The following is a 26,441-nucleotide window of genomic DNA, read 5'->3' as shown; positions in this document are numbered from 1 at the left end:
GCGGAACCGCCGCAATGGTCATCGCACAGCGTGAAGTCGGCGGCCTCGGATCGGGATCGCGGTCGCATACGGTCACCGTCAGTCCGCTGGAGCCACTTCCGTACATTGCGTCACGGTGCGGTCACGGTCCGGTTTAGCGTCCTCCACCAGGTGACCGGCTCCCCACCGCCGCCCGCGCCAGGGGCGGCCGCCGGGACCACCGCCGAGAAGGTCCGGCGGCGGCCTGCTCCCCCTGTGCGGGCCGCCGCCGGACGCGTGGCCCCGTCCGTCGCCCCGGCGGTCGTAGGAAAGGACGTGACGGTTCAGGTGGCAGCGCACCGTAAGCCCAGGCAGCGTTCGCTCGGCGGGACCACGGTCCGGACCGCCGCCACGATCGCCCTCGCGGGAGCAGCGACCGCGACCGGCTTCGACGGCACCGGGTACGCCGAGCCCCCGCTCTCCCCGGCCCAGGCCAAGGCCGAGGTCGACAGGCTGTACCGGGAGGCGGAGGTCGCGACCGAGAAGTACGACGGGGCGAAGGAGCAGGCGGACGGGGCCCAGCGACGGCTGGGCGCGCTCCGGGACGAGGCGGCGCGTCGCATGGACCGGCTGAACTCGGCCCGCGAGGCGCTGGGTTCCGCCGCGGCGGCGCAGTACCGCGGGGGCGGTGTCGACCCCACGGTGCGGCTCCTGCTCTCCTCGGATCCCGGACGGTACCTCGACGACGCCGCGTTCGCCGAGCGGATCGACGGCCGGCAGGCGGCGGCCGTCGCGCGGGTGCGCGCACAGTTGCGGGAGATCGAGCGGCTGCGCGGAGCCGCGCGCGTGGAACTGGCCTCGCTGACCTCGCGCCAGGCGGAGCTTCGGCGGCAGAAGCGGACGGTCACCGAGAAGCTCGGCGAGGCGCGGCTGCTGCTGTCCCGGCTGACGGAGAGCCAGCGCGCGCAGCTCGCGGGGCCCGTGTCCCCGTCCGCGGGGCGCGGCCTCCTCGGGGCGGTACCGGCGTCCCAGGCCACCGCGGGGGCACCCGACGCCCGGGCGGCGGCCGCGGTGTCGTACGCGTACGGCAAGCTCGGCAGCCCCTATGTCTGGGGCGCCACCGGGCCCCACGCCTTCGACTGCTCGGGACTGGTGCAGGCCGCGTACCACGCGGCGGGCATCTCGCTGCCCCGGACGACCTACGCCCAGATCGGCGCGGGCCGCCGCATCCCGCGCTCCGCACTCCTGCCCGGCGACCTCGTGTTCTTCTACTCCGGGGTCAGCCATGTGGGCATCTACGTGGGACACGGCCAGATGATCCACGCACCGAACCCCTCGGCGCCGGTGCGGCTGGCACCGGTCGACGAGATGCCGTTCGCGGGGGCCACCCGGGTGGTGTGAGCCCCCGGCTCCCGGGCGACGGTCCGTCAGACCAGTCGGCGTGCCGTCGCCCAGCGGGTCAGTTCATGGCGGTTGGACAGCTGGAGCTTGCGCAGGACCGCCGAGACATGCGACTCGACCGTCTTCACCGAGATGAACAGCTGCTTGGCGATCTCCTTGTACGCATAGCCGCGGGCGATGAGGCGCAGGACCTCGCGCTCGCGCTGGGTGAGACGGTCGAGGTCCTCGTCGACGGGCGGGGCGTCGGTCGAGGCGAAGGCGTCGAGGACGAAGCCGGCCAGGCGCGGGGAGAAGACGGCGTCGCCCTCCTGGACACGGAAGATCGAGTCGACGAGGTCCGAGCCCGTGATCGTCTTCGTCACATACCCTCGGGCACCGCCCCGGATCACCCCGATCACGTCCTCCGCCGCGTCCGAGACGGACAGCGCGAGGAATCGGACCGGCCGCTGGGCGTCCGCCGTCAACGCGGCACAGCGGCGCAGCACTTCGACACCGCCGCCGCCCGGGAGATGGACGTCGAGGAGGACCACCTCGGGCCGTGCCTCGGTGATCACCGACACCGCCTGGTCGACGTCCGCGGCCTCCCCCACGACCTCGACGCCGGTCCGCTCGGTCTGCCCTATCTCCGCCCGGACGCCCGTACGGAACATACGGTGGTCGTCGACGAGCACGACCCGCACGCGCCGCTCCCCCGTGGCCTCGCCCGCGCGCTCCGGCTCCACCGGGCCGGCCGGCTCGTTCGCGTCGCTCATGTCGTAGTCTCCGCCCTCTCCATCTCCAGCTCGACCTCCGTGCCGCCGCCGGGCACCGCGCGCAGCCGTGCGGTGCCTCCGTGGCGCTCCATACGGCCGATGATCGATTCTCTGACACCCATGCGGTCCGCGGGTATCGCGTCGAGGTCGAAGCCGGGGCCCCGGTCGCGGACGGACACGAACACGGTCCTTCCCTCGACCTCGGCGTAGACCTGGACGGCGCCGCCCTCGCCACCGTACTTGGCGGCGTTCACCATCGCTTCGCGCGCGGCCTGCATCTGCGCGCCCGTCCGTTCGTCGAGAGGGCAGTCGCCGACGACGACGACCTCGATGGGGACGCCGTGCTTGTCCTCCACCTCCGCCGCGTTGCGACGGACGGCCTCCGCCAGAGTGCGGGGCTCCTCGTCCTCGTCCTTTCCGGTGCCCTCCGGTTTGTAGAGCCAGGCGCGCAGGTCGCGCTCCTGGGCGCGGGCGAGGCGGCGTACCTCGCCCGCGTTCTCCGCGTTGCGCTGGATCAGGGTCAGGGTGTGCAGGACCGAGTCGTGGACGTGGGCGGCGACCTCCGCGCGTTCCTGGGCGCGGATGCGCATCAGCCGCTCCTCGGACAGGTCCTGGGACATCCGCACCAGATACGGTCCGGCGAGCAGCGCTATGCCGACGAGGACCGCGAGCGCCGCCTGCAGGACGGAGCCGAGATGGGCCGCGGAGCCCTGCAGCACGAAGATGCCGGAGACGCCGGCGGTGACCAGCAGGACACCGGCCGCGGCGCGCAGCAGGGTGAGGGTGCGCCGACGGCCGCCGACCTCCATCCAACGGGCCCGCCGTGCGTTGTCCGCCTGGCGCCAGACCAGGGCGACGCCCGCCGCCACGAGGACGGCCGGGATCAGATAGGCCTTGGCGCCGCCGCCGAGATTGACACTGCCGACGAAGGTCAGCGCCACGACGACCATGAGGAGCAGGGCGACGATCTGGCCCCGGTCGGGTCTGCGCGCGACCAGTCTGCGACGGCCGTCGGGCGAGGTCTCGGTGCCGACCAGCGACGGGGAGCGGCGCTCGTCGACGCCGCCGACGCCGAGCGGGACGAAGAACCAGAACGCGGCGTACAGCAGTGCGCCGAGGCCGTCCGCCATCATCAGGCCCACGAACACGAGGCGCACCCAGACCACGGGCAGCCCGAGATGCCCGGCGAGCCCCCGCGCCACTCCTCCGAGCCAGCGTCCGTCGCTGCTGCGGTAGAGCTTGCGCGGCGGCCGCGGTTCGGCGAGGGGCACTCCTGCGGCGTCCGGCATGCCATCGATGGTCACACGAGCGGTCGGCCGGGACATCAGGGTGGACCCCCTAGACTCCCCTGATCTTCGCATCGGGGCGGTCGAACACTTCCCTTGACGGTTGTCAGGGCAGATTTCAGGGTTCGGCCAGGGTCGTCCCGACTGCCGCGAGGCGGCTGCGGAGGCGACCATGGACGCATGACGGATCAGCGGCACTCGGCAGCGGGGCGAGGTCCCGGCACGGGGCACGGCTCCGCGGCCGGTCATGCTCCGGATGCCCGGGGAGAGGAGCCGCGCGCACACGAGGACCCGACCGTAGGGCAGGATGCGGCCGTGCGGGAGAACGGGGCCGAGTACGGGAACGCGGGCGACAGCGTGAGCAAGGACAGGCACGAGGACGCGGCCCGAGACCCGGACCCGGCCGGGCGCGAGGACGCGGGCACGCACACCACGGCGACCGGACGCGAGGACTCGGGCCACGGCTCCGACGGGGCCGGACGGGAAGGCGCCGGCGTGCGCGAAGAGAGCGGGGCGCGCGGGGAGGCGCCCGGAGGCGAGGGCACATCCCCCGAGGGCGAGGCCGAGACGGCCGAGGGCGAGGGTCCCTTCCGGCGTGACCGGCGGTACAAGATGCTGGCCGGCGTCTGCGCCGGGCTCGGACGGCAGTGCGACATGGACCCGGTGATCTTCCGGATCGGGCTGGCGGTGCTCTCCGCGGCGGGCGGCCTCGGCCTGATCTTCTACGGCTTCTGCTGGCTCTTCATCCCCTACGAGGACGAAGAGGAGAACGAGATCCGCAAGCTGCTGACCGGCCGCGTCGACGGACAGGGCCTGGCGGCGGTGCTCTTCGCCCTGGTGGGCTGCGGGGTCTTCCTGTCGATGCTCAGGAACGGCGGGGTGCTGGCCTTCGCCGCCGTCCTGTCCCTGCTCCTCGCGGGCGCGGGGTACTGGTCGCGGCAGCGCGGCGCACCCGACCCGGACCCGCTGGCCGCCCAGGCGGCGGCCGACGCACCCCCGGAGGCGACGGCACCGCCCGTCCCCGCCGGCTCCCCCTCCTGGTGGCGCGACCCCATCGTCAAGGACGGCACGCATGTGGGGGGCACGGGTTATCTGTGGGGCCCGAGCGACACCCCCGGCCGTGATGTCGCGGCGGCGGTCACCATCGCCCGCGGCACCTCGTACGGACAGCAGACCCGCACCAAGCCCCGCCCCGAGCCACGCGGTCCGCGCTGGATCGGCGGCTGGGTGTTCCTGTTCGCGCTGCTCGCGGGCGGCCTCGGCACCGGCCTGACGTGGCACGGCCAGGCCCTCGGCACCAGCCTGCAGACGGGCCTGGCGTGTGCGCTCGTCGTGTTCGGCACGGGCATCGCGATCAGCTCGTTCCTCGGGCGTACGGGTGCGGGCTCGATCTTTCTCGCGATGCTCACGGCGGCGCTGCTCGCCGCGTCGGTGGCGCTGCCCAAGGACATCGGCACTCACTGGACGCACACGACATGGGCGCCGGTCTCGGCGGCCGCGGTCCAGAAGCGATACGACCTGGGCACCGGCGAGGGCACCCTCGATCTCAGCCGTGTGAAGCAGACGGGGAACCGGACGGTGACGACCCGGGCGGAGGTGGGCGTGGGCAAGCTGAAGGTCGTGATCCCCGAGGACGCGACGGTGAGACTGAAGATCGACACCGGCGTCGGCGACATCCGGTTGCCGGGCGACTCCAGAAGGGACGTGGACGTGGAGACCGGCAAGCACAAGCAGCTGACGCTCTCTCCCCCCGCGGGGACCAAGAGCATGGCCACACTCGGCCTCAGCCTCGAGGTCGGACTGGGCCGAGTGGAGGTGACCCGTGCTGCGTCATGAGTTCCAGCCCGGACGGCTGGTCGCCGGTGCCTTCCTGGTCGCCGCGGGTGTCGTCTTCGTCGGCGACGCGAGGGGGGCCTGGGAGACGCCGTGGTTCGCGATCGTCCCGATCGTCTGCGGCGGGCTCTGTCTGGCGGCCGTGACGGGGATGCTGGCCCGCGCGATACGCAGGGGCCGCTCACCCCGTCGGCAACCGCACACCGAGCGGGGCGGGGCGTCGACTCCGTAGCCGACGTCCGCCCCGCCCCTCGCGAACTCCCCGGGCTCAGCGGTAGAGGTCCGGGCGCTGGCGTTGGCGGCGGCGGCCGCGGAGGGCGGCGTCCAGGGAGAGGACCGGGGCGCCGGCGAGGACCAGCGGCAGCCAGGCCATCAGATAGGCGAGGTCGTTGCCGTAGTAGTAGGGGCTGGAGGCCCAGCTCACGGTCAGCCACAGGCTCAGGGAGATGAGCGCGCCGCCGAACGCGGCGAGGCGGGACAGCAGACCGACGAGCGTGCCGAGGCCGACGGCCAGCTCACCGAAGGCCATGGCGTATCCGAAGCCGGAGGGGTTCTTCAGCGCGAGATCGACCAGTGCCGGGATCGCGGAGGAGTCGCGCACGGCGCGCATCAGGTCGCCGATCGAACCGGAGCCCGAACTGTGCAGGAAGGTGCTGCTGGTGAGCTTGTCCAGGCCCGCGTAGATGAAAGTGACGCCAAGGAAGATCCGCAGGGGAACAAGTGCGTACCGGGTGGCGGTGTCCCGCCAGGAGCGGTTCTCCTCGATATACGAAGTGTGCGAGTCCGTACGCATGCCTTGAGCCATCGTCTCCGCCGCCTCTCGCCTGCCAGTGGTTGACCCCTCAACAGACCATACGTGCGAAAGGGGACGACCGCTCAACCGGTGTGCGCCGACTTTTCGGGATCCCGTGTCCGGAAGGCTCCTTACCCGGACTGCCGTCGGCGCGAGCGGCCCCGGTCCCGGGCCCGCGTTCCTTCTCCTTCCCCAGCGTTTCACCGTGGCGGGCCGGTCGTCGCCCGGAGTGGGCCGAAAGGCGGAAGCCGGTCTCCGTCACTCCGCCCCGTCACACCGCCCCGTCACTCCGTCACTCCGTCACGTCGATCGTCACGCGGTTGGTCTCCACCCCGGCCGCAGTGACCACCTGGACGTCGACCTTGCCGGGTTCCACGTCGGCCGGTACCGGGACCGTCAGCAGCGTGTCCGTCGGGTTGCTGAAGCCGCCCGGGACCGGGACCAGGGGCACATGGACATGGACCGCGCCGATACGAACCGCCATCCGGGACAGCCGGCCCGCCGACTCGGCGCCCGGCGGCACGAAGCCGGCGCCGCGGATCTCGATGTCGTCGCCCGTACGGATCGGCGCGTCCAGATCGCCCGCCTCCCGTGCCCGGACCACCGAGAGGACCACCGGGCGGCCGCCCTCGGCATACTTCCCGGCGAGGTAGGTGGCCGCGGAGACCAGGACCAGCAGAGCGAGACCCCACGGCAGATCGGGGAGCTGGTCGGGGCGGCGCGCCAGCCGCACCGCCGCGAAGACCAGTGCGACCCCGCTGATCAGCAAATACTGGGTGTCCGCGAAGCTGCCCCGGCCGGAGTCGTCCGTGAGCAGGTCCGCCGCACGCGGCCGGTCGGCCCGTACCTTCTGCAGACGCTGGCCGAGGACCCGCAGCCCCACCACCCGGCGGACCAGGACCGCGATCCCGCACACCACGGCGACCACGGTCACCACGCCCGCCCCGCGCGCGAGGTCGAGCCCGGCGATCAGCGCGTCGCGCCGGTCGTGTGCCGAGGCCACCGCAAGCTCACCGATCAGCACCAGCAGCGCGTACACGACGAACAGCACCCAGGCCGCCGCCACCGCACGCGAGGTCGACAGCCGGTTGTCCTCGCCGATGACGGGCGCGAGCGCCCCGCCGCGCGCCCGGTGCAGATATCCGGCGGCGGTCAGCGCGGCACCGGCCAGCACGGCCGCGACCAGTCCGGCGGTACGCGCCGCGGTCCATCCGGCCCCGATCGCCGTCAACGCCTGCGCCAGCAGCAGGATCCCCACCGCGCCCCACACCACGATCGCCGTGAGCCGCCACAGGCGGGCCAGCCAGGCCTCCCCGTCGGCCCGGCTCCGCTCGGCGACCAGGTCCGCGGACTGGGTCAGTTCGTCGGACACCCACTGGCGGGACGCGGACGCGGAGTACGCGACCGCCGGGGGCAGTCCCCGCCCGGAGGCGAACTCGTCCCGTTTCGCCAGGAATTCGGCGACCGCGCGCCGGTGTCCCTCGCGCGCGCCGTGCGGGCAGTCCCCGCAGGTGCAGCCACCCTGGTGGGCACCCGAACCGCTGCCGCGCCCCGCACCCTGTCTCGCCTCCTGCACCGCCACGACCGCTGCCGCCTTCCCGCGCCACATCACACGTCGCATCCGTCACCGCAACTGGCATGCGACGACAGCGAATTGTGCCGTACGGAACACACCTCGCGTCCGTCAGGTCCGGTCAGGGCGGGTGAAAGAACAACCGCTCGATTGACAGACGGCAGACGACAGACGCCGTCCGCCGTCGAGAACTCCCGAACGGCGTGGGCCCCGACTCCGAGCCCTGGACCGTCAGCTCAGCAGATCGGGCTCGCTGCGGCTGATGTCCTGCCACAGCGGCTGGTAGTTGATCCAGGCCACCAGGTCCCCGCCGAGCTGCTCCCGGGTCGCCACCGCCTGCCGGTGGTCGATCAGCACGGGCCGTCCCGCGGCCTTCGCGGTCAGCTGCACCTGGCAGGAGCGTTCCATCGACAGAAACCACCAGGCCGCCGCGTCCACCGAGTCGCCCACGGTCAGCAGCCCGTGGTTGCGCAGCACGAGTGCCTTGCGGGTGTCGAGCGCGTTCGCGATCCGGCGGCCTTCCTCGGCGTCCACGGTGACGCCGGTGTAGGCCTCGTAGACGGCGTGGTCCTCGTAGAAGGCACAGGACTCCTGGGTGATCGGGTCCAGCAGATCGCCGAGCGCCGCGAGCGCCCGCCCGTGCACCGAGTGGCAGTGGGCGACGGCGACGACGTCGGGGCGGACGGCGTGCACCTGGGCATGCATGGTGAACGCCGCCTGGTTCACGTGGTAGCGGCCCTCGATCACCTGCCCGTCCTGGTTGGCGAGCACCAGGTCGCTCACCGTGACATGCCGGAACGGCATGCCGAACGGGTTGACCCAGAAGCAGTCGCTGAACTCCGGGTCGCGGGCGGTGATGTGCCCGGAGACGCCTTCCTCGAAGCCGAGCCGTCCAAAGATCCGCAGTGCGCCCGCGAGCCGCTCCTTGCGGTGCGCCCGTTCGTCCTCGACCGACTCGTGCATCGGCGGCATGGCGAACGTCAGCCGGTCGGTCGGCAGGGGCGGGGGCGGAGTGGGGCCGTGCATGGGTCCTCCGGCACTGGATTGCTTGACGGGCCGGAAGTTACCGGCGGTCAGGCCCGGATGACAGCGCGGGTTTGTAAAGATGACGCACCCACCTGATATCCGACAGAAGATGTCCGGATTCGGCGCAAGACTCGCCCCATGACGACAACAGACCCCATGGGGGCGAACTGGGCGGCCTTCGCCGCGGCGGAACCCGATCTCGCCACCACCGTCGAGGCACGCTTCAAGGCGTTCACCCACCATGTCCTCGCGACCCTCCGCAAGGACGGCTCGCCGCGCAGCACCGGACTGGAGGTGCGCTTCGTGGACGGCGAGCTGTGGTTCGGCATGATGCCGGACTCGCTCAAGGCGCTGGACCTGCGCCGAGACCCGCGTTTCGCGCTCCAGGCGAACCCGGGGCCGGGCACGGAGATGGGCGGCGGGGACGTGCGGATCAGCGGGCGGGCCGTCGAGGTCGAGGACCCCGCGACGAAGGGCGCGTATGCGAAAGAGGTGGAACCGCCGCAGCCGTTCCACCTCTTCCGCACCGAGCTGACGGAGGTCGTACGGATCTCCGTCGAGGACGACACCTATCTGGTCGTCGAGGCCTGGACGCCCGGAGAGCCGGTGCGCACTCTCAGGCGGACATGACCCGGGAGGTCCCCGGGATCACTCCCACTCGATGGTCCCCGGCGGCTTCGAGGTCACGTCGAGGACGACCCGGTTGACGTCGCGCACCTCGTTGGTGATCCGGGTCGAGATCTTCGCGAGCACCTCGTACGGCAGCCGCGACCAGTCGGCGGTCATGGCGTCCTCGGACGAAACCGGGCGCAGCACGATCGGGTGGCCGTACGTCCGGCCGTCGCCCTGGACGCCGACGCTGCGGACGTCGGCGAGCAGCACCACCGGGCACTGCCAGATGTCGCGGTCGAGGCCGGCCGCCGTCAGCTCCTCGCGGGCGATGGCGTCGGCCTCGCGGAGCAGGTCGAGCCGCTCCTTGGTGACCTCGCCGACGATACGGATGCCGAGACCCGGGCCCGGGAAGGGCTGGCGCTGGACGATCTCCTCCGGCAGGCCGAGCTCCTGGCCGACCATGCGGACCTCGTCCTTGAAGAGCTTGCGCAGCGGCTCGATCAGCTGGAACTCGAGGTCCTCGGGAAGGCCGCCCACGTTGTGGTGGGACTTGATGTTGGCCGTGCCCGTGCCGCCGCCGGACTCGACGACGTCCGGGTAGAGGGTCCCCTGGACGAGGAACTCGACGGGCTCGCCGCTCTCGCCGGCCTCCGCGATGATCTCCGCCTGGGCCTGCTCGAAGACCCGGATGAACTCGCGGCCGATGATCTTCCGCTTCTCCTCGGGGTCGGAGACACCCTGGAGCGCGGTGAGGAACCTCTCCTCGGCGTCGACGACCTTCAGCTGAACGCCGGTGGCCGCGACGAAGTCCTTCTCGACCTGCTCGGTCTCGCCCTTGCGCATCAGGCCGTGGTCGACGTACACGCAGGTCAGCTGGGAGCCGATGGCTTTCTGGACGAGGGCGGCGGCGACGGCGGAGTCCACCCCGCCGGACAGGCCGCAGATGGCGCGCCGGGTGCCGACCTGCTCGCGGATCGCCTCGACCTGCTCCTCGATCACATTTCCCGTGGTCCAGGTCGGGGACAGGCCCGCGCCCCGGTACAGGAAGTGCTCCAGCACCTGCTGGCCGTGCGTGGAGTGCATGACCTCGGGGTGGTACTGGACGCCGTAGAGCTTCTTCTCGTCGTTCTCGAAGGCGGCGACCGGGACGAGGTCCGTGGAGGCCGTGACGGCGAAGCCCTCGGGGGCGGCGGAGCACGCGTCGCCGTGGGACATCCAGACGATCTGCTCGGCGGGGGTGCCCTCGAAGAGGGTGGAGGACGGCTTGGAGACGGCCAGCTCCGTGCGGCCGTACTCACGGGAGCCGTTGTTGTCGACGGTGCCGCCGAGGGTCTGGGCCATCAGCTGGAAGCCGTAGCACATGCCGAAGACGGGGACGCCGGCCTCGAAGAGGGCACGGTCGACGGTCGGGGCGCCCTCCTCGTAGACCGACGAGGGGCCGCCGGAGAGGATGATCGCCGCCGGGTTCTTGGCGAGCATCTCCTCGACCGGCATGGTGCTCGGCACGATCTCGCTGTAGACCCGGGCCTCGCGGACGCGGCGGGCGATGAGCTGGGCGTACTGCGCGCCGAAGTCGACGACCAGGACGGTGTCGGGGGCGGCGGCAGCGTGGGTCGCTGATGACACGTGGTGCCTTCCGGCGGTCGGGCGGGGGGTCTGTGCCATCGATTCTAACGGGGTGCCCGCGGGACCCCCTCCGCGTCGCGGCGACGGCCGCCGCGGAACCGGTGCGGTCTCACCATCCGAACGCGGTTGGACGCCGCGCGTCACCACGGCATACTGGGTCCATGCTCTCGTACACGACCTTCGTCTTTACCTATGGCACCGGGCCCGCCGGATGCCATGGTCGTGCTGCTTGAGCCACTGACAAGCGACTTCCCAGGCGCCCCGGGCCGATTCGGTCCGGGGCGCCTGGTGTTTGCGGACCGTGTCGATCCGGGGCCCCGCCGTCACCGACTTCCGAGGAGCCCCGGGCATGACCGCCATCACCACCGAGCAGACCACCGCCGCCACCGCCGAGCAGGCCGCCACCCCCGCCGCCGGGCAGGCCGCCACCGCCGAGAAGAGCACCGCCGCCGAGAGGACCGGCGCGCACACCCCCGAGGCCGTCGATGTGATCACCGGCGCGCGTGAACGCATCGACGCGCTCGACGACCGCATCATCGGCCTCATCCAGGAGCGCATGGCAGTCTCCGCCGTCATCCAGGAAGCCCGTCTCACCTCCGGTGGCCGCCGGGTGAACCTCTCCCGCGAGATGGAGATCCTCGGCCGCTACCGGGAGGCCCTCGGCAAGCCCGGCACGGGCCTCGCGATGACCCTGCTGGAGCTGTGCCGGGGCCGGGTCTGACATCGAGCACGAATCCCCGTACGAGCGGATACACGTTCACCTGCCGCCTCACCCGTGCGACGCGTGACCGGGTCGTGGGGGGCGTCGTTGGTACCGGTGTCCGCGCCAGCCAGGGGCGGGCCCGAGAGATCCACGCGTGGCTCCGCTGGAGCGATGAGGCGTACGGATCTTGCCGTAGGCCGTGGGACCTCGTTCCAGGAAGGTGACCGGACGGCAGGGGACAGCAGCCCGGTCAGCAGTGAACGGCCGGTTCCGGGGACGCCCGGAACCGGCCGGCGGAATCCGCCCGGAGACGGTCCGCCCCCCCTCGGCGACCGGACAGACGGCCGACACCGGCGGCACTGCACACAGACAGGCGGCGCGACCCCCCGGCGCCGCTCCGGGCACCGGCGCCGCCCTGACGCCGATGCCGACGAGGCAAGGGCCCCGCGGCACGACCGCGGGGCCCTTCGCCTGTGGCGGCGGCGCCCCTCGTCCGGGGCGCGGGACGTCACTCGTTCTTGCTCTTGTTCCTGGGCGGCACCGCCGGCACCCCCAGGAACGGCAGCCGCAGCGCCCCGAACGCCTTCTCGGGAACCGCCGGGTGCCGGGGCTCCACCGGCTTGAGGCGCTCGTAGGCCGCCCCCTGGGCCGGGCGCGGGTCCGCCTCGCCCTTGTTCGGCCAGTACGACATCGCCCGCTCGGCCTGCGCGGTGATCGTCAGCGACGGATTGACGCCCAGGTTCGCCGACACCGCCGCGCCGTCGACCACCGAGATCCCGGGGTAGCCGTACAGCCGGTGGTACGGGTCGAGGACGCCCGTCTCACGCGAGTCCCCGATCGCACAGCCGCCGAGGAAGTGCGCGGTCAGCGGGGTCCCCATCAGCTCGCCGACGTTGCTGCCCGCGAAGCCGTTGATCTCGACGGCGATCGCGTCCGCGGTCTCCGTACCCGCCTTGATCTGCTTGGGGTTGGGCGCGCCATGCCCCTGGCGGGCGGTCAGCAGGCCCCGGCCCGGGCCCTTCGGCCGCAGATACGTCGTCAGGGAGTTGTCCAGCGACTGCATCACCAGGGCGATCAAGGTCCGCTCCGACCAGCGCCGGTACGACAGGGAGCGCAGCATCAGCCACGGGTGGCGCGCCACGTTCGCGAGCCAGGCCAGGACACGGGAGGAGCCCTCCGCGTAGGGGACCTGGAGGGTCGACAGACCGCCCATCGCGTTCGACCCCTTGCCGTAGCGGACCGGCTCGATGTGCGTGTTCTCGTCAGGGTGGATCGAGGACGTGATCGCCACGCCCTTCGTGAAGTCGACCCGGTCCGCGCCGTGCGCCGTGCGGTAGCGACGGTCGTCCGTGCGCGCACCCACCAGCGCCTCGGAGTTGGTCCGGGTCAGCTCGCCCAGCCGGTCGGAGATATGGGGCAGCCGGCCGTGCGCCTTCATCCGGTGCAGCAGCGTCTGCGTGCCGTACGTGCCCGCCGCGAGGACGACCCGCCGCGCCGTGAAGAACCGCCCCTTGCCCTTGCGTTTGTCGTCGGTCGGCAGGGTGGCGACGGCGAAGCCGCCCCGGGAGTCGTCCGTGACCGAGACCACCGTCGTCATCGGGTGGACGGTCGCGCCCGCCTTCTCGGCGAGGTAGAGGTAGTTCTCGTTGAGAGTGTTCTTCGCGCCGTGGCGGCAGCCCGTCATGCACTCGCCGCACTCGGTGCACGCCCGGCGGGCGGGCCCGGCACCGCCGAAGTACGGGTCCGGGACCTCTGCGCCCGGCTCGGCCCTGGCCGCCCCGTCCGCGTCGTCGCCGTCACCGAAGAAGACGCCGACCGGCGCCATGTGGAAGGTGTCCCCCACCCCGATCCGCTCGGCGGCGGCCTTCAGATGGACGTCCACGGGGGTCATGGTGCGGTTGAGCCGGACGCCCAGCATGCGCCGCGCCTGGTCGTAGTACGGCGCCAGCTCCTCCTGCCAGTCGGTGATGTCCTTCCACTGCGGGTCGTCGAAGAACGCCTTCGGCGGTACGTAGAGGGTGTTGGCGTAGTTGAGGGAGCCGCCGCCGACCCCCGCGCCCGCGAGCACCATCACATTGCCGAGCAGATGGATGCGCTGGATGCCGTACAGCCCGAGGGCGGGCGCCCACAGGTAGTTCTTCACGTCCCAGGAGTTCTTCGGCAGCGAGGCGCGGGTGAAGCGGCGGCCCGCCTCCAGCACGCCCACGCGGTAGCCCTTCTCGGTCAGCCGCAGGGCGGTGACGGATCCGCCGAACCCCGATCCCACGACGATGACGTCGTAGTCGTACCCGTCCTCGTCCCGGGTCTGGACAGACTTCTCCTGCGACACGTGCTCTCCTCGTTGAGAACGGGTGGATTCGGGCGGACAGCCGGGGCGGCCGGTGCCCCGGCACTAGCGGAGGCGGAACGCCTTCATCAGACGCAGACTTCGGCTGATGAACGCCGCGTACTGCTCGTCGTCCATGCCGAGCGACGGTGCCATCGGCAGCAGCCGCTGCTGCGCGACGGTCTGGGCCTCGGTGTACTTGAGGATGCCCTCGGAGCCGTGGCGGCGGCCGAGGCCGGAGTCCCCCATGCCGCCCATCGGGGACTGCGCGCTGCCGTACGCCGACGCATAGCCCTCGTTGACGTTGACCGTGCCGGTGCGCAGCCGGGCGGCGATCGCGCGTCCGCGCCGGCCGTCCTTCGTCCAGACGGAGGAGTTGAGGCCGTACGGCGTGGAGTTGGCGCGTTCGACCGCCTCGTCCTCCGACGAGAAGCGGTAGACCGACACCACCGGCCCGAAGGTCTCCTCCGCGCACACCGCCATCGGCGCCTCGACGCCGTCGAGAACGGTGGGCTCGTAGAAGTACGGGCCGATGTCCGGGCGGGCGACGCCGCCGGCCAGGACCTTCGCGCCCTTGGCCACGGCCTCCTGGACATGCCGGGTCACCGTCTGAAGCTGCCGGTCGCCGACCAGCGAGCCCATGTCGGCCCCGTACGCGAGGGATGTGCCGAGCCGCATGGCCTTGGTGCGGGCGACGAAGCGCTCCAGGAAGGCGTCCGCGACCGACTCGTGGACGTACAACCGCTCGATGGAGATGCACAGTTGACCCGCGGACGAGAAGCAGGCGCGGACGGCACCCGCGGCGGCCTTGTCGAGGTCGGCGTCCTCGAGGACCAGCATGGCGTTCTTGCCGCCGAGTTCGAGCGAGACCCCGACGAGACGGGCGGCGGCGCCCTGGGCGACCTCGCGGCCGGTGCGGGTGGAGCCGGTGAAGGAGACATAGTCGGCGTGCCGGACGATCTCCGGGCCGACGACCGGTCCCTCGCCGAGGACGACCTGGAAGACATCGGCGGGCAGCCCGGCCTCGATCAGCAGGTCGCGCGCCCACAGCGCGGTCAGGCACGTCTCGGTGTCGGGCTTCATCACGACGGCGTTGCCCGCGACGAACGCGGGGAGCGCGTCGCCGACCGACAGTTCCAGGGGGTAGTTCCAGGGGGCGATCTGGCCGACGACGCCGCGCGGGTGGCGCAGCTCGGTGACCTTCGTCAGTGTCGGAATGGCGCCGGTGTGCCGCTTGGGCCTCAGATACGAGGGGGCCTTGCGGCCGTAGTGCCGGGCCGCGACGGTGACGGCCTGCACCTCCTCGTGGGCGTGGAGGCGGGCCTTGCCGGTCTCCAGCTGGATCAGGTCGAGGACCTCGGCCTGGCGGGCGAGCACCAGGTCGTGGAAGCGGAGCAGTACGGCGGCGCGCTGCCCTACGGGGGTCGCGCCCCAGGCGGCCCGGGCGACGCGGGCCCGCTCGAACGCGACCGCCACGTCCTCGGGGGTGGACTCGGGCAGGTCGGCCAGCTTCTCGCCGGTGAACGGCGTGTGGTTGGCGGTGCGGCCGGAGCCGACGACACCCTTGGTGAGCTGGGCGACCAGCTCCGGGGTGACCACGTCGGCGGCGGTGCGGGCGCCGACGGGAGCGGGGGCGAGCGGGTTGGTGCCGGCCGCGTCCGTACGGGTCTTGTCGGTGGCCTTCTCCGGGGCCTGCGAGTCCGTCATGAGGCGCAGCGTATGACGGGGTGAGGCGTTTGGGTACCCGTCGGTAATGCGCTTTCACGGGGCGTCCACACCGCGCCAGTGACCGCTGGCAGGAAATGCGCTGATCAGGGCGTTGTCAGGAGCCCAGCAGGGTGTTGCCGACTTTCAGGCGGTCCCGGGCGCCCTTGAACAGCGAGGTGCCGCGTCGCTCGTCGGGGGTGCCTTGAGGCATGTCCACGCGCAGCGCGTAGAACTCGCGGGCAGCCGTGACGACCAGGAGCTGGAGCACCCGGTGCCGCTTCCGGCCCACCTGGTAGGTGGTGTCGGTGAGCATGGCGTCGTCGCCGTGGAAGCTCGTGGGTGTGGAGAGAGTGTGCGCGTCGTCGCCCGGCCAGGCGGCGGTGGCCTGCCGCGCCCATGCCTTCAAAGGGGTGGGGGCCGACTTCTCCCGGGTCAGACGGAGCCGGACGGTGTCGTCGCCGTAGGTGACGGTGCGGTCCGTGGCCGAGTCCCGTGCCGTGCCCGCCGGTACGTACACGATCGCGTCGAGCCGCGGCTCGCGGTGGGCGGTCCAGGTGCCGGCGGCGGGACTCGCGGCGACGGCCCCGGGCGCCGAACGGTAGGTGGCGTGCTGTTCCGTGACGCCACCGTCGCGGGAGCGGCCGGACACGCCGGACTCGCCGAAGTGAGACGCACCGAGCCAGGCGCCGCCCACGAGCAGGATGCCGAGCGCGGCGGCGGGGGCGGGACGGAGCAGGAACCGACGCCTTGGCCGGGCGGCGGACGACGTGGTGACGGTCGGCGGGGAGGCGGGGGGTGCGGGGGACTCCTGTGCGGAGGGGGCAGTGGGTTCCGGGGTGGACGGGGTGGTGGGTTCCGTGGACGGAGTGGTGGTCGTCGACGGGGACTCTGAGGCGTTCTCCGGCGTGGACGGAGCGGTGGCGGCCGACGCGGAAGGCGTGGCGTCCCCCGGCGCGGACGGGGAGGCGCCCTCCGGACGCGGCGGTGCGGTGCGCAGGCGGAACGTTCCCGCGTCCTCCGTGAACTCCCGCAGGCCCGCCGCGTCCTGAGGCTGCGCAGGCTCCTCCCGCGTCGCCCCCGGGGTGGGCCACCCCTCGGCCACCGCCTCCAGGGCCGCGCGCGTCTCCTGCGCGCCGGGCCTTTGCTCGGGCTCCTTCGCCAGCAGCCGCCCGACGAGGGGCGCGAGCGGTCCGGCGCGCTCGGGCTCGGGAGGGTCGGCGGCGAGGACCGCGGCGAGGGTGGACTCCACCGTCGTACGACGGAAGGGGGACCATCCCTCGACGGCCGCGTACAGCAGCACGCCCAGCGACCACAGGTCCGAGGCGGGACCGGCGTTCCGGCCGGACATGCGCTCCGGCGCTATGAACTCCAGCGAGCCGACGAACTCCCCGGTGACGGTGAGGGACTCCTCGCCCTGGACATGGGCGATGCCGAAGTCGGTGAGGACGACCCGGCCGCGCGGTCCGAGCAGCACGTTCGCGGGCTTCACATCGCGGTGCACGATGCCGACGCGGTGCGCCGCGCCGAGCGCGCCGACGACGGCGAGGCCGATGCGCGCGGCCTCGACCGGTGCCAGCGGACCGCGGTGCAGCGCCTCGTCGAGGGACTCCCCGCGGACCAGCTCCATGATGATCCAGGGAGAGCCGTCCTCGACGACCACGTCGTGGACGGACACGGCCGCCGGATGGTCGACACGGGCGGCGGCACGCGCCTCACGGTAGATCCGGTGGGCGGCCCGCCGGTGCGCCGCGTCGTCCGGATCGCCCGGCAGCCGGGGCTGCTTGACGGCGACGTCCCGCTCCATGAGTTCGTCCACGGCGCGCCATACGGTGCCCATGCCGCCGGAGCCGATCCGCTCGGTCAACCGGTAGCGGCCGTCGATCAGGCGTCCCGCATCAGTACGCATGTCCCATCAGTACCGTGCGGGATCACCCGTTGTCGACGCGCTCATCCGCCAACGGCCGTGCCGCGCTCAGGACTTGACGCGGCGCGCGATGGCCTTGCCCAGTTCGGTCCTGGCGACGCGGAGCACGAAGCGGTCGCGCTTGCCGTCGACCTGCTTGGCGTACCAGGGCAGTCCCAGCCGGCGCCACTTGGCCGGGCCGAGGGACGCGGGCAGCGCGGGCAGCGGTGTGGCGAGCGCCGCGGGGTCCCCGAACCGCAGTTCGCCCTGCCACACGCCGGATCCGAGGTCCCGCACGTCCACGCGCGCGGTGAAGCCGTCGGTGTGCGGGGTCCGCTGGGCGGGGAAGACGGCCGTCGTCCCGTCGTCGGAGGTGAGGACGACCTTCAGCCCGTCCGGGAACTCCTCGAGCGCACTGGTCCCGCCGATCAGCAGTTCCGTCGGGTTGCTGGCCGACCAGCGCACCGCGGCGACCTTGATGCGGGAGGCGACGCGGTGCTTCTTCTGGCCGAGGTCGAGGGTGAAGTTGCCGTACGGCTTGGTGGTGTAGAGCGTGACGGCCCGCGGGCCGTCGCCGGCACCGCTCACAACGCGCGTGGCGGGGCCGCCGGAGACGTTGTCGGCGCGCTTGCTGCCGATCCGCACCTGGCGCGTGACGCTCTGCGCGCCGATCGCGAGGGAGATGTCCCACAGCCCGTCGGGGAGCGGCTTGCCGTCGGCGGCGGTGGCGATGTCGACGGCCGCCTCGAACCCGGCCTTCTCGTACGTGAACCGGCCCTCGTCCTCGTCCGCTCCGAGTCCGGACGTCGCGGTGTGCGTGACGGGCAGCCGGTACTCCGTACCGCTCTCCCGTTCCCGCAGCAGCAGTGCGGTGGTCACGTCCAGGGTCTCGACCCGGTGCAGATAGCCGTGTCCCGCCAGGTGCAGGGTGGTGCCGCTCAGCTCGGCACGGCTGACGTGGTGCCGCACGCCGAGCTGGGGGGTGACGTCGTAGACGGAGTCCGGGACGGCGCGGGCCGGGTCACGGAAGAACGGGTAGCGGGCGTAGGCACGGCCGCCCTCGGCGTGCACCGGGGTGGACACCTTGCTCTTGGCCAGCTCCCGTTCGAACTTGAGCAGTTCGAGAACCTCGTCGAGCATCCGGTGCCGCACCAGGTACAGCCGCAGCCGGGCCATCGCGGAGAGATGCTCGTCCATGCCCTCGTGCCACAGCGGGGCGATGGTGTCGGCGAGCCGGGCGAGGGTCTTCTCCGCGTCCTCGCGCGACTCGCGCGCGATATGGGCGAGGAGGTTCTGCACCTCGATGGTCAGGTGGCGGTGGGCGAGGTGGTCGCGGTTCCGGCCCGGCGGCACGTTCTCGATGAGCAGATCGATCATGTACGGCAGGAACCGCAGACGGGGCTCCGACCCCTTGGTGCGGGACGTGGTGTTGCCGCCGTCTTCCCGCAGGGTGCAGAACAGGCAGTCGTAGTCGGCGATCACGGAGATGCCGCCCTCGGCCGCCAGATACGCGAGCGCCGTGAACGGCTGGTCCTCACCGATGGGCAGGCCGGTCGGGAAGCGCAGCCCCTCCCGCTCCAGCAGTTCGCGGCGGAACAGCTTCAGCGGGTTCAGAGCCCAGTAGACCCGGGAGTTGAAGACGTCGGTCTTGGGCTGGGTGCGCTTGAACATCGACGCGGGAAGGCCGCGTCCGTTCACGCCCACCATCTTGCCGAGCACGATGTCGGTGCCGTTCTCCTCGGCCATCGCCACCATGCGTTCCAGGGTCTCGGGCCCCAGATAGTCGTCAGCGTCCAAGAAGAACACGAACCGCCCGCGGGCATGGTCGAGACCGACGTTGCGGGGCGCCGAGGGGCCACCGGAGTTCTCCTGGTGGATGACGCGCATCAGACCCGGATACACCTCGGCGAGGCGCTCCAGTTCCTCACCCGTTCCGTCGGTCGAACCGTCGTTGACGGTGATGACCTCAAGGGCCTCCCGGCCAATGGTCTGTTCGGCGACAGAAGTGATGGAACGCGTCACATACGGCATCGCGTTGTATGCAGCGACAATCACCGAGACAGTGGGGCTGACCATCCTCAAGCTCTCCAGAAACTAGGGCACGCCCCACTTTTCGATTGATCCCGGGCTCGACGCCGCCGCCTCAGTAGCGCCGCCGTTTGCTCGCTCTTAAGGGGCAGGCAAGATGCCGGTAAGAATCATGAAGATATCATGATTCGTCAATGACCCCCCCGTGAAGATTCAATGAATGGCCATCCCTGATGTGATGTCGGTCACTGAGGCGCGTGGGCGGTCCGGCCTCACGGCGCAATCCAGGCATGAGTGGCAGTTGTTCGCATCCGGGAAGGCGATCTGAGGAACCGGGCCGGACGTACGGTCGCTGATCCTGGACGCTCTGGTTCCGGCGGTTGCAGTCCGGAACTCGTCACTCGGGGGCTCGACGGACCGAGATCACCCCGCTACGAACGCGGAGGTCACCCCGCACCGAACGTGTCGACCGCGACGTCGAAGTACTCCTTCGCCTCCTTCTCCTTCCCGACGGGCGCCGACACCCACACGTCGTACAACCGGCCGCCCTCCTCCCAGCACAGGTCGTAGGTGTGCCGGGGGCCCTCGGCGGCCGTGAAGCCGTTCCAGCTGAACTCCCAGAGCGCGGCGGGGCTGCCGCGGTGCGAGGTTTCCGTGACGCTGCCGTCGTGGTACCCCGGGTTCGTGGAGGGGCCGTCCGCCGCGGAGCGCCGCATCACCGCGAGCGGTCCGCCCGCGTCGGGCTCCGCCACCTTGATGCCGAGGCGGAACGTCTGCCCCGGGGACAGATAGAAGATCCGCTCCCCCTGCGGACTGCGGGTGAACCCGTCCGGCACGGCCAGCGAGAAACCGCCCGGGTCGCGCACCTGCCGATAGCCCGAGGGCGCCGTGCGGCCGACGGCCGTGGCTGGGGACGGCGAGCGGGTCACCGTCACCGTGGGCCCGGGCGCGGAGCCGGAGGGCGACGGGCGCGGGGATCCGGAGCCGGCCGACGCGCCCGACGCTCCCGTGCCGGCCGACGGGTGCGACGGTGCCGTGGGCCCGGGCCCGACCCCGCCGCCGCGCATCAGCAGGGCCGCCGCCGACAGGCCCGCGCCCGCCATCGCCGCGACCAGGGCGGCCACGACGACGGCCCGCGCCGACCGCCGGGCGGGCCGCGCCCCGGCCGCCTCCCGGCTCGCCGCCGTCTCGGACTCCTGCCGCGAGGACAAGGACAGGACATGCCGGGGGACGTCCCGTTGTGTCGGCGTGTAGGGCACCGGCACCCGTGGTGTCCGGCCCGTCTCCAGGAACTCCCCCAGCAGCCGCTCCGCCTCGGCCGCGTCCAGGCGCCGCTCCGGGTCGCGTTCCAGCAGTCCCCGTACGACGGGCAGGATCGGCCCGGCCTGCGCGGGCGGACGGATCTCGTCGACGACGACCGCGTGCAGGACCCCGCCCAGCGAGTCGCGGCGGAAGGGCGACTCGCCGCTCAGCACCGCGCACAGCAGCGCACCCAGGGACCACAGGTCCGACTCGGGCCCGGTCCGGTCGCCGGACATCCGCTCGGGGGCGGTGTACTCGGGGGAGCCGACGAAGGAGCCGGTCTCGGTGAGCGTCGTGGCGCCCGTGACCTGCGCGATGCCGAAGTCGGTGAGGACGACGCGATCGGTGCCCGCCTCGATCAGGACGTTCGCCGGCTTCAGATCGCGGTGCAGGACGCCGGCGTCATGGGCACGCCGCAGCGCGCCCAGCAGAGCGATGCCGATCCGGGCGGCCTCGCGGGCGTCGACCGGCCCCTGCCGGGCGATGCGTTCGGCGAGCGAGCCGCCGACGATCAGCTCCATCACGATGTACGGGCGCTCGTCGTGCTCGACGACGTCATGGACGACGACGATGTGCGGATGCCGCAACTGCGCCACCGCCCGCGCCTCGCGCAGGGTGCGCTCGCGCTGAAGCCGGGCCTCGTCGGCGGAGAGCGAGGGATCGACCGTGAGTTCCTTGACGGCCACCTGACGGCCGAGCAGTTCGTCGGACGCCCGCCAGACAACGCCCATGCCACCGCGGCCGATCCGCTGGTGAAGCCGGTAGCGGCCCGCTATGACACGGACGTTCTCCCCCTCGGTCCCCATACGCCCCATCATGCCGCACCTGATGGGAACCCTCCGCGACGCTGTCGCTACGGTGGCCGACAAGCGACGTACACGGGGCGCGCGGATGGGCGGGCAAGGCGCACGAAAGGCGTGCACAGGGCGCGCCGACGGGGGCGCGAGCGCCGTGAAGTGACGCTCCGTCGCAGACAACCGGTCCTCAGGGTCGTGAACGGCGCGAGTCCGGGTGCCGCGCGCCTCACGCGCCGGGCGCTCGCCCCGCGCTCCCTCTTGCCGGTCGCCCGTGGCCTGTCCCCCGGCCCGTCACCCCTCCGGCTGACCCCACCCCCGCAGCACCACGTCGAACTGCTTCCGCGTCGTGTCCCAGTCCGAGGCCGGGCCGGACATGTAGATGGCGTACTCCACGCCGTTGCGGGCGAAGTACGTCTCCTCCACGGCGTGCCGGGGCCCCGGGAACGGCGTGTCCTTCGCCAGCGCGGTCCAGGTGTACTCCCACAGGGACCCGGGCCGGTCACGGTAGATGTTCTCGTGCAGGGTCACCCGCCGGTAGTCGACGAGCCGCTGAAGCTGCTGCTCCAGGTCGAGCTGGTGATCGTGCGCGTCCGCGAAGTCCGGTGAGCTGTCCACGGCGATACGGATGAAGTGCTTGCCGCCGTCGGGCGTGTAGTCGGTCTGGAAGGAGTCGTACGGCATCCGCTTCCACTGCTTGCCGGGCAGGACGAGGCTGAAGCCCGCGGGGTCCTTCTTGCGCACCCAGCCGTCCGGGACGGCACCCGCCGACTGCGCCTGTGTGCTCGTGGACGGCGTCGGGTCGGCGGTACCGGTGTTCGCGGTGCTGCCGGTGTTCGCGGTGCTGCCGCTGTCGGGGTTGCCGAAGGAGTTCACGGCCACCGCGCCCCCCGCGCCGAGGATCGCGGCCACCGCGAGGACGAGCGCGACCGTGCGGCCGCGACGGCGCCCGCGGGGAGCGTGCGCCTGGGCGAGGGCAGGGGCGGGGTGGTCCAGTGTGCTGCCGGCCGTGTGCGCGCCGCGGCTCTCGCGCTGACCCGTCACCGCCGTGGCCGGGTCACCGACGCCGCTCGTGTCCAGGTGCTGCGTCGTCACGTACTCCTGCGCCGCCTTGGGACGCCGTCCCTCCGCGGCCTCGGCCAGCATCTGTTCGAGCTGTTCCGCGTCGGGCCGCTCGGCCGGGTCCTTGCGCAGCAGTGCCGCGATCACCGAGTCCAGGGCGCCCGCGAACGTCGGCTGCGCGGGCTCCTCGTCGACGACGGCCTGCATGGTGGTCAGCGGCGAGGTCCGCCGGAACGGCGACCTGCCCTCCACCGCCGTGTACAGGGTGGCGCCGAGCGCCCACAGGTCGGAGGAGGGGCCCGGATCGTGGCCGCGGACGCGCTCGGGCGCCAGATAGTCCACGGAGCCGACGATCTCTCCCGTGCGCGTGATGGTGGTGTCGCCCTCGACCTGGGCGATCCCGAAGTCGGTGAGCAGCACGCGTCCGTCGGTGGCGAGCAGAACGTTGCCGGGCTTCACATCGCGGTGCAGCACGCCCGCCGAGTGCGCGGCGCGCAGGGCCCGCAGCACCCACAGTCCGATGCGCGCGGTCTCGACGGGCTCCAGCCGGCCGCGCTCCTTCACCGCATCGGCGAGCGAGCCGCCCTCGACCAGTTCCATCACGATCCAGGGCCGGTTGTCGTGCTCCAGGACGTCATGGATGGTGACGACGGCCGAGTGGTTGATGCGCGCGGCGGCGCGTGCCTCGGCGTGGGTCCGGGCGAGAAGGACCGGCCGATCACTCTCCGTGACGTACAGTGCGGCCGTCAGTTCCTTGATGGCGACTGCCCGGTGGAGCACCTCGTCGTGGGCGCGCCACACCCGGCCCATACCCCCGCTGCCGATGGAGTCGACAAGCCGGTAGCGGCCCGCGAGGAGCAGGCCCTGCATCTGATTCACGTTTCCCCGCAATGGTCTTGACGAGGTCAGACTAAAGAGCACCCCTCGCGCTGGGAACGGGTGGGGTCGTAACGGAGACCGCACTGTGACGGTTCTCCCTTCCCCGTAGGGGACGGAACCACCGCACTCTCAGCGCAATCGGACCTCGTCTTCCTGAGCACCGGCGGGCACGCGACGACCCTTCAGCACAGTCATGTCCTGCACCTATGCCCTGTGTGCATGTCTTGTGCGAATGCCTCAACCGGTCGCCTGGTACGTCTGTTCCGCCTGCTCGAACAGCCGGGTCACCTCGTCCACTTCGGCCTCCGGGCCGCGGACCTGCACCACGTGGTAGCGGCCGCCGACGATGAGGGCGAGATTGCGTACGAACAGCTCGCGCCCGGTGCCGTCCGTCCAGGTGAACTGCCCTTCGGTCATGGTCCGTCCGCCGGCATCGATGCGCCGCATCCCGCTGGAGGTGGCCCAGGTCGAGTCGCGGAACGGCTGCAGTTCGGGCTCCGACTCCCGCTGGTACGTCAGCGGATCGCCGCCGTATCTGCTCGTGCTGTCGCGTCCGGGGACGACGATCAGCTCGAAATCGCCCTGGGAGTACACGATCTGACCCCTGTTGTTCTTCGGTGCACGGCTCCAGCCGCTCGCCACGGCGACACGGAAGCCCTCGGGGTCCGTACGCAGGGTGAAGCCCTGGGCAACCTGGGGCTCGTCGGTCTGGGTCTGCGGGGAACCGCCCGACGGCGAAGGGCTCTTGGAGCCCCCACGCCCCGGCTGCTGCGCGCCGCTCGTGGCGGAGTGCCGCGGCGTCGGGGTGGCGTCCTCGGCGGCACCGGTGTTCTCACGCGCGCTGCCGGCACCGGCGGGGTCTCCCGCTTTCGGCATGAAGACCAGGGCGTACGCGACCACGCCGGCCAGCGCGAGCAGGATCAGCAGCAGCAGGATGCGGCCGAGCCTGCGGGGCTTCGGCGGGCGCTCGTCCCGGGCACGCTTGTGGCGGGCACGGGTGGTCGCGGGCAGCCCGGCGCGGCGCCTGCGGACCAGTTCGCCCCGGCGCCGTACGATCGGCAGCCTGCTGGGGTCGACGGGCGGCGCCGCGACCACATGCGTCCCCGCCTCGGGCTCGGGCGCGGACCTCACGAGGGAGCGCAGCCAGCCGCGCAGCTCCTCGAAGTCCAGTCGCTCGGTGGGATCCTGACGGAGCAGCGACTCCACGACCGGGCGCAGCGGGCCGCACTCCTCGGCAAAGGCGGGCGGTTCCGAGCAGACGAGTTGGACCAGTTCGGCGGTGCTCTCCTCGGGATACGGCGCATGCCCCTGCACGGCGCGGAACAGCAGCGCGCCCAGCGCCCACAGGTCGGTGGCGGGGCCGATGGGCGGGGCCAGCTGCCAGTTCTCGTGCACGGGACCGGCCTGTTCGGGCGCCCAGCGCTCGGTGACGGGCCCGACGACTGCCATCCGCGCCTGCCGGGCACGCTCGGCGGCGAGGGCGGTGGCGGGACCGCGGTGGTTCCAGGGCGTGCCGACGGCACCGGGCTCGGTGCCGCGCGCGTCGGGGTCCGCCGGGCCCGTGTCCCCCTCATACGGGCCCGCGTCCTTCTCGTACGGGCCCGTACCGTCGCTCCGGGGCGCGGGGTTGGTGCCGGGCAGTGCGGGCCGGTCGTCGGCGGCGGGTGCCGCGGGGCGGGGCACCGCACCGTGCCAGGACGTCGTACGGCTCACCCCGTACGGGTCGGCGATCTGGCCCGGCGGGGTGCCGGGCCTGGTCTCGGCGCCGTTCTCGGCCTGCCGGGGCGCGGGCAACGCCGCGCGTCCGCCGCGCTGTTCCTCCTGTACGCGCGCCGCGGCCCGGGCCCCGGCGCGGTACGCCGCGATCGCCCCGGCCCGCGCGGCCCGTACGTCCTCGGCGGACTCCAGCGCCCGGGGGACGGCGGCGCCACCGGCGGGCGCGCCCCCGCCCGGAGCCGGGCCGTTCGCCCGCGCCTCGATCGCGGCCCGCCGGGCGGCCTCGGGGTCCACGCCCGACGCGGGCCCGCCCAGGGCCCCGCCCACGGACCGGTCCGCCGGCCCGCCCGGGGCGCCGAACGAGCCACCGTCACCCGCGGGGGGGCCGCCGGGAACGCCGCTGCCCGTACGGCTCCCGGAACCAGCCCCCGGCAGGTCCCCGCCCCGGCCCGGCGGCCCGGCATCGCTCTCGGTCTCCTGCACCGGCACCGGGTCGTACCCGCACAGCGCCTCCTCCGCCGCCCCCACCGCGAGTCCCGTCAGCATCACGCGGCCGTCGTCGCAGACGAGCACCGTGCGTGCCGTGATGTTCCGGTGCACCCAGCCATGGCCGTGCAGCACCCGCAGTGCCATGAGGACGTCGGAGGCGACCTCCGCCGCGCGGTACGGCGTCAGCGGCTTCTCCGCGAGCAGCGCCGCCAGCGACCGTGCGGGTACCAGCTCACTGACGATCCACAGCGAACCGCCCTCGGCGAACACGTCGAAGACCTGGTCGAGCCGGGGGTGGTCGGGTATCCCGGCGGCTGCCTGGGCGGCCTCGATCGCGCGCCGTACGGCGGGCTCGGCGGGCCGGCGCGTGGCCGTCGTACGGCCGGTGCCGCCGCGGCCTTGGCCGTCCCGGGCCACGAATCCCTCGGGCAGTCCGTCCGCGCCGAGCACCTCCGCCTCGACGACCTCGGGCAACGGCACCTGCCGTACGAGGACTTCCTGCCCGCTGTAGGTGTCGAAGGCCCGGGTCTCGGCGAGTTCGAACTCGTCGGCCGGCGGCAGCGGCAGGCGGTAGCGGTCGGCGAGCACCCGTCCCGCATAGTCGTCCACGATGCCTCCCCCGGCCGCCCGGTCGGTCAATTCCGTTCGCCTTGCGCCCCGTTCTGGTTGCCT

Annotated in this window: 18 protein-coding genes; 5 read left to right on the top strand and 13 right to left on the bottom strand. The window is 72.4% G+C overall.

Translation table 11 applies throughout. The features are described 5' to 3' along the window. Positions 1-306: 306 nt before the first annotated feature. Positions 307-1,359, top strand: a complete 1,053-nt coding sequence (locus tag AB0L95_RS29755) for a C40 family peptidase (protein WP_365166681.1) — start codon at positions 307-309, stop codon at positions 1,357-1,359. A 26-nt stretch (positions 1,360-1,385) separates the two neighbouring features. Here AB0L95_RS29755 and AB0L95_RS29750 read toward each other — a convergent pair whose 3' ends face one another. Together AB0L95_RS29750 and AB0L95_RS29745 are read right to left on the bottom strand one after the other, a co-directional pair. Beyond that, on the bottom strand, positions 1,386-2,111 hold the full coding sequence (locus AB0L95_RS29750) for a response regulator transcription factor (RefSeq protein WP_365166679.1): 726 nt from the start codon (positions 2,109-2,111) through the stop codon (positions 1,386-1,388). After that, positions 2,108-3,436 carry a PspC domain-containing protein gene (locus tag AB0L95_RS29745; RefSeq protein WP_365166677.1) on the bottom strand — a complete coding sequence of 443 codons (1,329 nt, stop codon included), beginning with the start codon at positions 3,434-3,436 and terminating at the stop codon, positions 2,108-2,110. The genes AB0L95_RS29750 and AB0L95_RS29745 overlap by 4 nt, the downstream gene beginning before the upstream one ends. 141 nt (positions 3,437-3,577) lie before the next feature. Between AB0L95_RS29745 and AB0L95_RS29740 the strand changes: the two genes are divergently transcribed. Further along, positions 3,578-5,233 carry a PspC domain-containing protein gene (locus AB0L95_RS29740; RefSeq protein WP_365166675.1) on the top strand — a complete coding sequence of 552 codons (1,656 nt, stop codon included), beginning with the start codon at positions 3,578-3,580 and terminating at the stop codon, positions 5,231-5,233. Beyond that, positions 5,220-5,462, top strand: a complete 243-nt coding sequence (locus AB0L95_RS29735; RefSeq protein ID WP_365166673.1) for a hypothetical protein — start codon at positions 5,220-5,222, stop codon at positions 5,460-5,462. The genes AB0L95_RS29740 and AB0L95_RS29735 overlap by 14 nt, the downstream gene beginning before the upstream one ends. A 36-nt stretch (positions 5,463-5,498) precedes the next feature. Here AB0L95_RS29735 and AB0L95_RS29730 read toward each other — a convergent pair whose 3' ends face one another. The 3 genes from AB0L95_RS29730 to AB0L95_RS29720 form a co-directional block, all read right to left on the bottom strand. Continuing rightward, positions 5,499-6,023 (bottom strand): DoxX family protein, encoded by a 525-nt coding sequence (locus AB0L95_RS29730; protein ID WP_365166671.1) that lies wholly within the window; start codon positions 6,021-6,023, stop codon positions 5,499-5,501. Between the two features lie 292 nt (positions 6,024-6,315). Continuing rightward, complete coding sequence (locus AB0L95_RS29725) at positions 6,316-7,605, bottom strand: hypothetical protein (RefSeq protein ID WP_365166742.1); 1,290 nt, start codon at positions 7,603-7,605, stop codon at positions 6,316-6,318. A 222-nt stretch (positions 7,606-7,827) separates the two neighbouring features. Then, the gene (locus AB0L95_RS29720) at positions 7,828-8,622 is read right to left on the bottom strand and encodes a class II aldolase/adducin family protein (RefSeq protein ID WP_365166668.1); all 795 of its coding nucleotides are present in this window, start codon (positions 8,620-8,622) and stop codon (positions 7,828-7,830) included. Between the two features lie 156 nt (positions 8,623-8,778). Here AB0L95_RS29720 and AB0L95_RS29715 point away from each other — a divergent pair, with 156 nt between their 5' ends. Next, positions 8,779-9,252, top strand: a complete 474-nt coding sequence (locus AB0L95_RS29715) for a pyridoxamine 5'-phosphate oxidase family protein (protein ID WP_365166740.1) — start codon at positions 8,779-8,781, stop codon at positions 9,250-9,252. A gap of 18 nt (positions 9,253-9,270) precedes the next feature. Here AB0L95_RS29715 and guaA read toward each other — a convergent pair whose 3' ends face one another. Further along, positions 9,271-10,860: a glutamine-hydrolyzing GMP synthase gene (guaA, locus tag AB0L95_RS29710; RefSeq protein ID WP_365166666.1), complete on the bottom strand. Its 1,590-nt coding sequence runs from the start codon at positions 10,858-10,860 to the stop codon at positions 9,271-9,273. 349 nt (positions 10,861-11,209) lie between these two features. Here guaA and AB0L95_RS29705 point away from each other — a divergent pair, with 349 nt between their 5' ends. Beyond that, complete coding sequence (locus AB0L95_RS29705) at positions 11,210-11,581, top strand: chorismate mutase (RefSeq protein ID WP_365166664.1); 372 nt, start codon at positions 11,210-11,212, stop codon at positions 11,579-11,581. A 490-nt stretch (positions 11,582-12,071) separates the two neighbouring features. Here the strand turns inward: AB0L95_RS29705 and AB0L95_RS29700 are convergent, their stop codons facing one another. The 7 genes from AB0L95_RS29700 to AB0L95_RS29670 form a co-directional block, all read right to left on the bottom strand. Further along, entirely contained in the window at positions 12,072-13,892 is a 1,821-nt protein-coding gene (locus AB0L95_RS29700) for a GMC family oxidoreductase (RefSeq protein ID WP_365166662.1), read from the bottom strand. Positions 13,893-13,955: 63 nt separating this feature from the next. Further along, positions 13,956-15,596, bottom strand: a complete 1,641-nt coding sequence (locus AB0L95_RS29695; RefSeq protein WP_365166659.1) for a succinic semialdehyde dehydrogenase — start codon at positions 15,594-15,596, stop codon at positions 13,956-13,958. Positions 15,597-15,711: 115 nt separating this feature from the next. Continuing rightward, complete coding sequence (locus AB0L95_RS29690; protein ID WP_365166657.1) at positions 15,712-17,502, bottom strand: serine/threonine-protein kinase; 1,791 nt, start codon at positions 17,500-17,502, stop codon at positions 15,712-15,714. A 66-nt stretch (positions 17,503-17,568) separates the two neighbouring features. Further along, positions 17,569-19,554, bottom strand: a complete 1,986-nt coding sequence (locus AB0L95_RS29685; protein WP_365166655.1) for a glycosyltransferase family 2 protein — start codon at positions 19,552-19,554, stop codon at positions 17,569-17,571. 419 nt (positions 19,555-19,973) lie between these two features. Next, entirely contained in the window at positions 19,974-21,635 is a 1,662-nt protein-coding gene (locus AB0L95_RS29680; protein WP_365166653.1) for a serine/threonine-protein kinase, read from the bottom strand. 282 nt (positions 21,636-21,917) lie between these two features. Next, the gene (locus AB0L95_RS29675; protein ID WP_365166738.1) at positions 21,918-23,555 is read right to left on the bottom strand and encodes a protein kinase; all 1,638 of its coding nucleotides are present in this window, start codon (positions 23,553-23,555) and stop codon (positions 21,918-21,920) included. Positions 23,556-23,801: 246 nt separating this feature from the next. Beyond that, a complete protein-coding gene (locus AB0L95_RS29670) occupies positions 23,802-26,378 on the bottom strand; it encodes a protein kinase (RefSeq protein ID WP_365166651.1) in 2,577 nt (858 codons plus the stop codon). Positions 26,379-26,441: the final 63 nt, after the last annotated feature.

Source organism: Streptomyces sp. NPDC052036 (assembly GCF_040680495.1).
GTDB lineage: Bacteria > Actinomycetota > Actinomycetes > Streptomycetales > Streptomycetaceae > Streptomyces.
This window is presented reverse-complemented; position numbering and strand designations above follow the sequence as displayed.

Bases quoted from the DNA above. Each gene is read 5' to 3' on its own strand.
- AB0L95_RS29720 (WP_365166668.1), bottom strand. From the start codon at position 8,622: ATGCACGGCCCCACTCCGCCCCCGCCCCTGCCGACCGACCGGCTGACG.
- AB0L95_RS29745 (WP_365166677.1), bottom strand. From the start codon at position 3,436: ATGTCCCGGCCGACCGCTCGTGTGACCATCGATGGCATGCCGGACGCC.
- AB0L95_RS29715 (WP_365166740.1), top strand. From the start codon at position 8,779: ATGGGGGCGAACTGGGCGGCCTTCGCCGCGGCGGAACCCGATCTCGCC.
- AB0L95_RS29690 (WP_365166657.1), bottom strand. From the start codon at position 17,502: ATGCGTACTGATGCGGGACGCCTGATCGACGGCCGCTACCGGTTGACC.
- AB0L95_RS29730 (WP_365166671.1), bottom strand. From the start codon at position 6,023: ATGCGTACGGACTCGCACACTTCGTATATCGAGGAGAACCGCTCCTGG.
- AB0L95_RS29705 (WP_365166664.1), top strand. From the start codon at position 11,210: ATGACCGCCATCACCACCGAGCAGACCACCGCCGCCACCGCCGAGCAG.
- AB0L95_RS29675 (WP_365166738.1), bottom strand. From the start codon at position 23,555: ATGCAGGGCCTGCTCCTCGCGGGCCGCTACCGGCTTGTCGACTCCATC.
- AB0L95_RS29740 (WP_365166675.1), top strand. From the start codon at position 3,578: ATGACGGATCAGCGGCACTCGGCAGCGGGGCGAGGTCCCGGCACGGGG.
- AB0L95_RS29695 (WP_365166659.1), bottom strand. From the start codon at position 15,596: ATGACGGACTCGCAGGCCCCGGAGAAGGCCACCGACAAGACCCGTACG.
- AB0L95_RS29680 (WP_365166653.1), bottom strand. From the start codon at position 21,635: ATGGGGACCGAGGGGGAGAACGTCCGTGTCATAGCGGGCCGCTACCGG.
- AB0L95_RS29750 (WP_365166679.1), bottom strand. From the start codon at position 2,111: ATGAGCGACGCGAACGAGCCGGCCGGCCCGGTGGAGCCGGAGCGCGCG.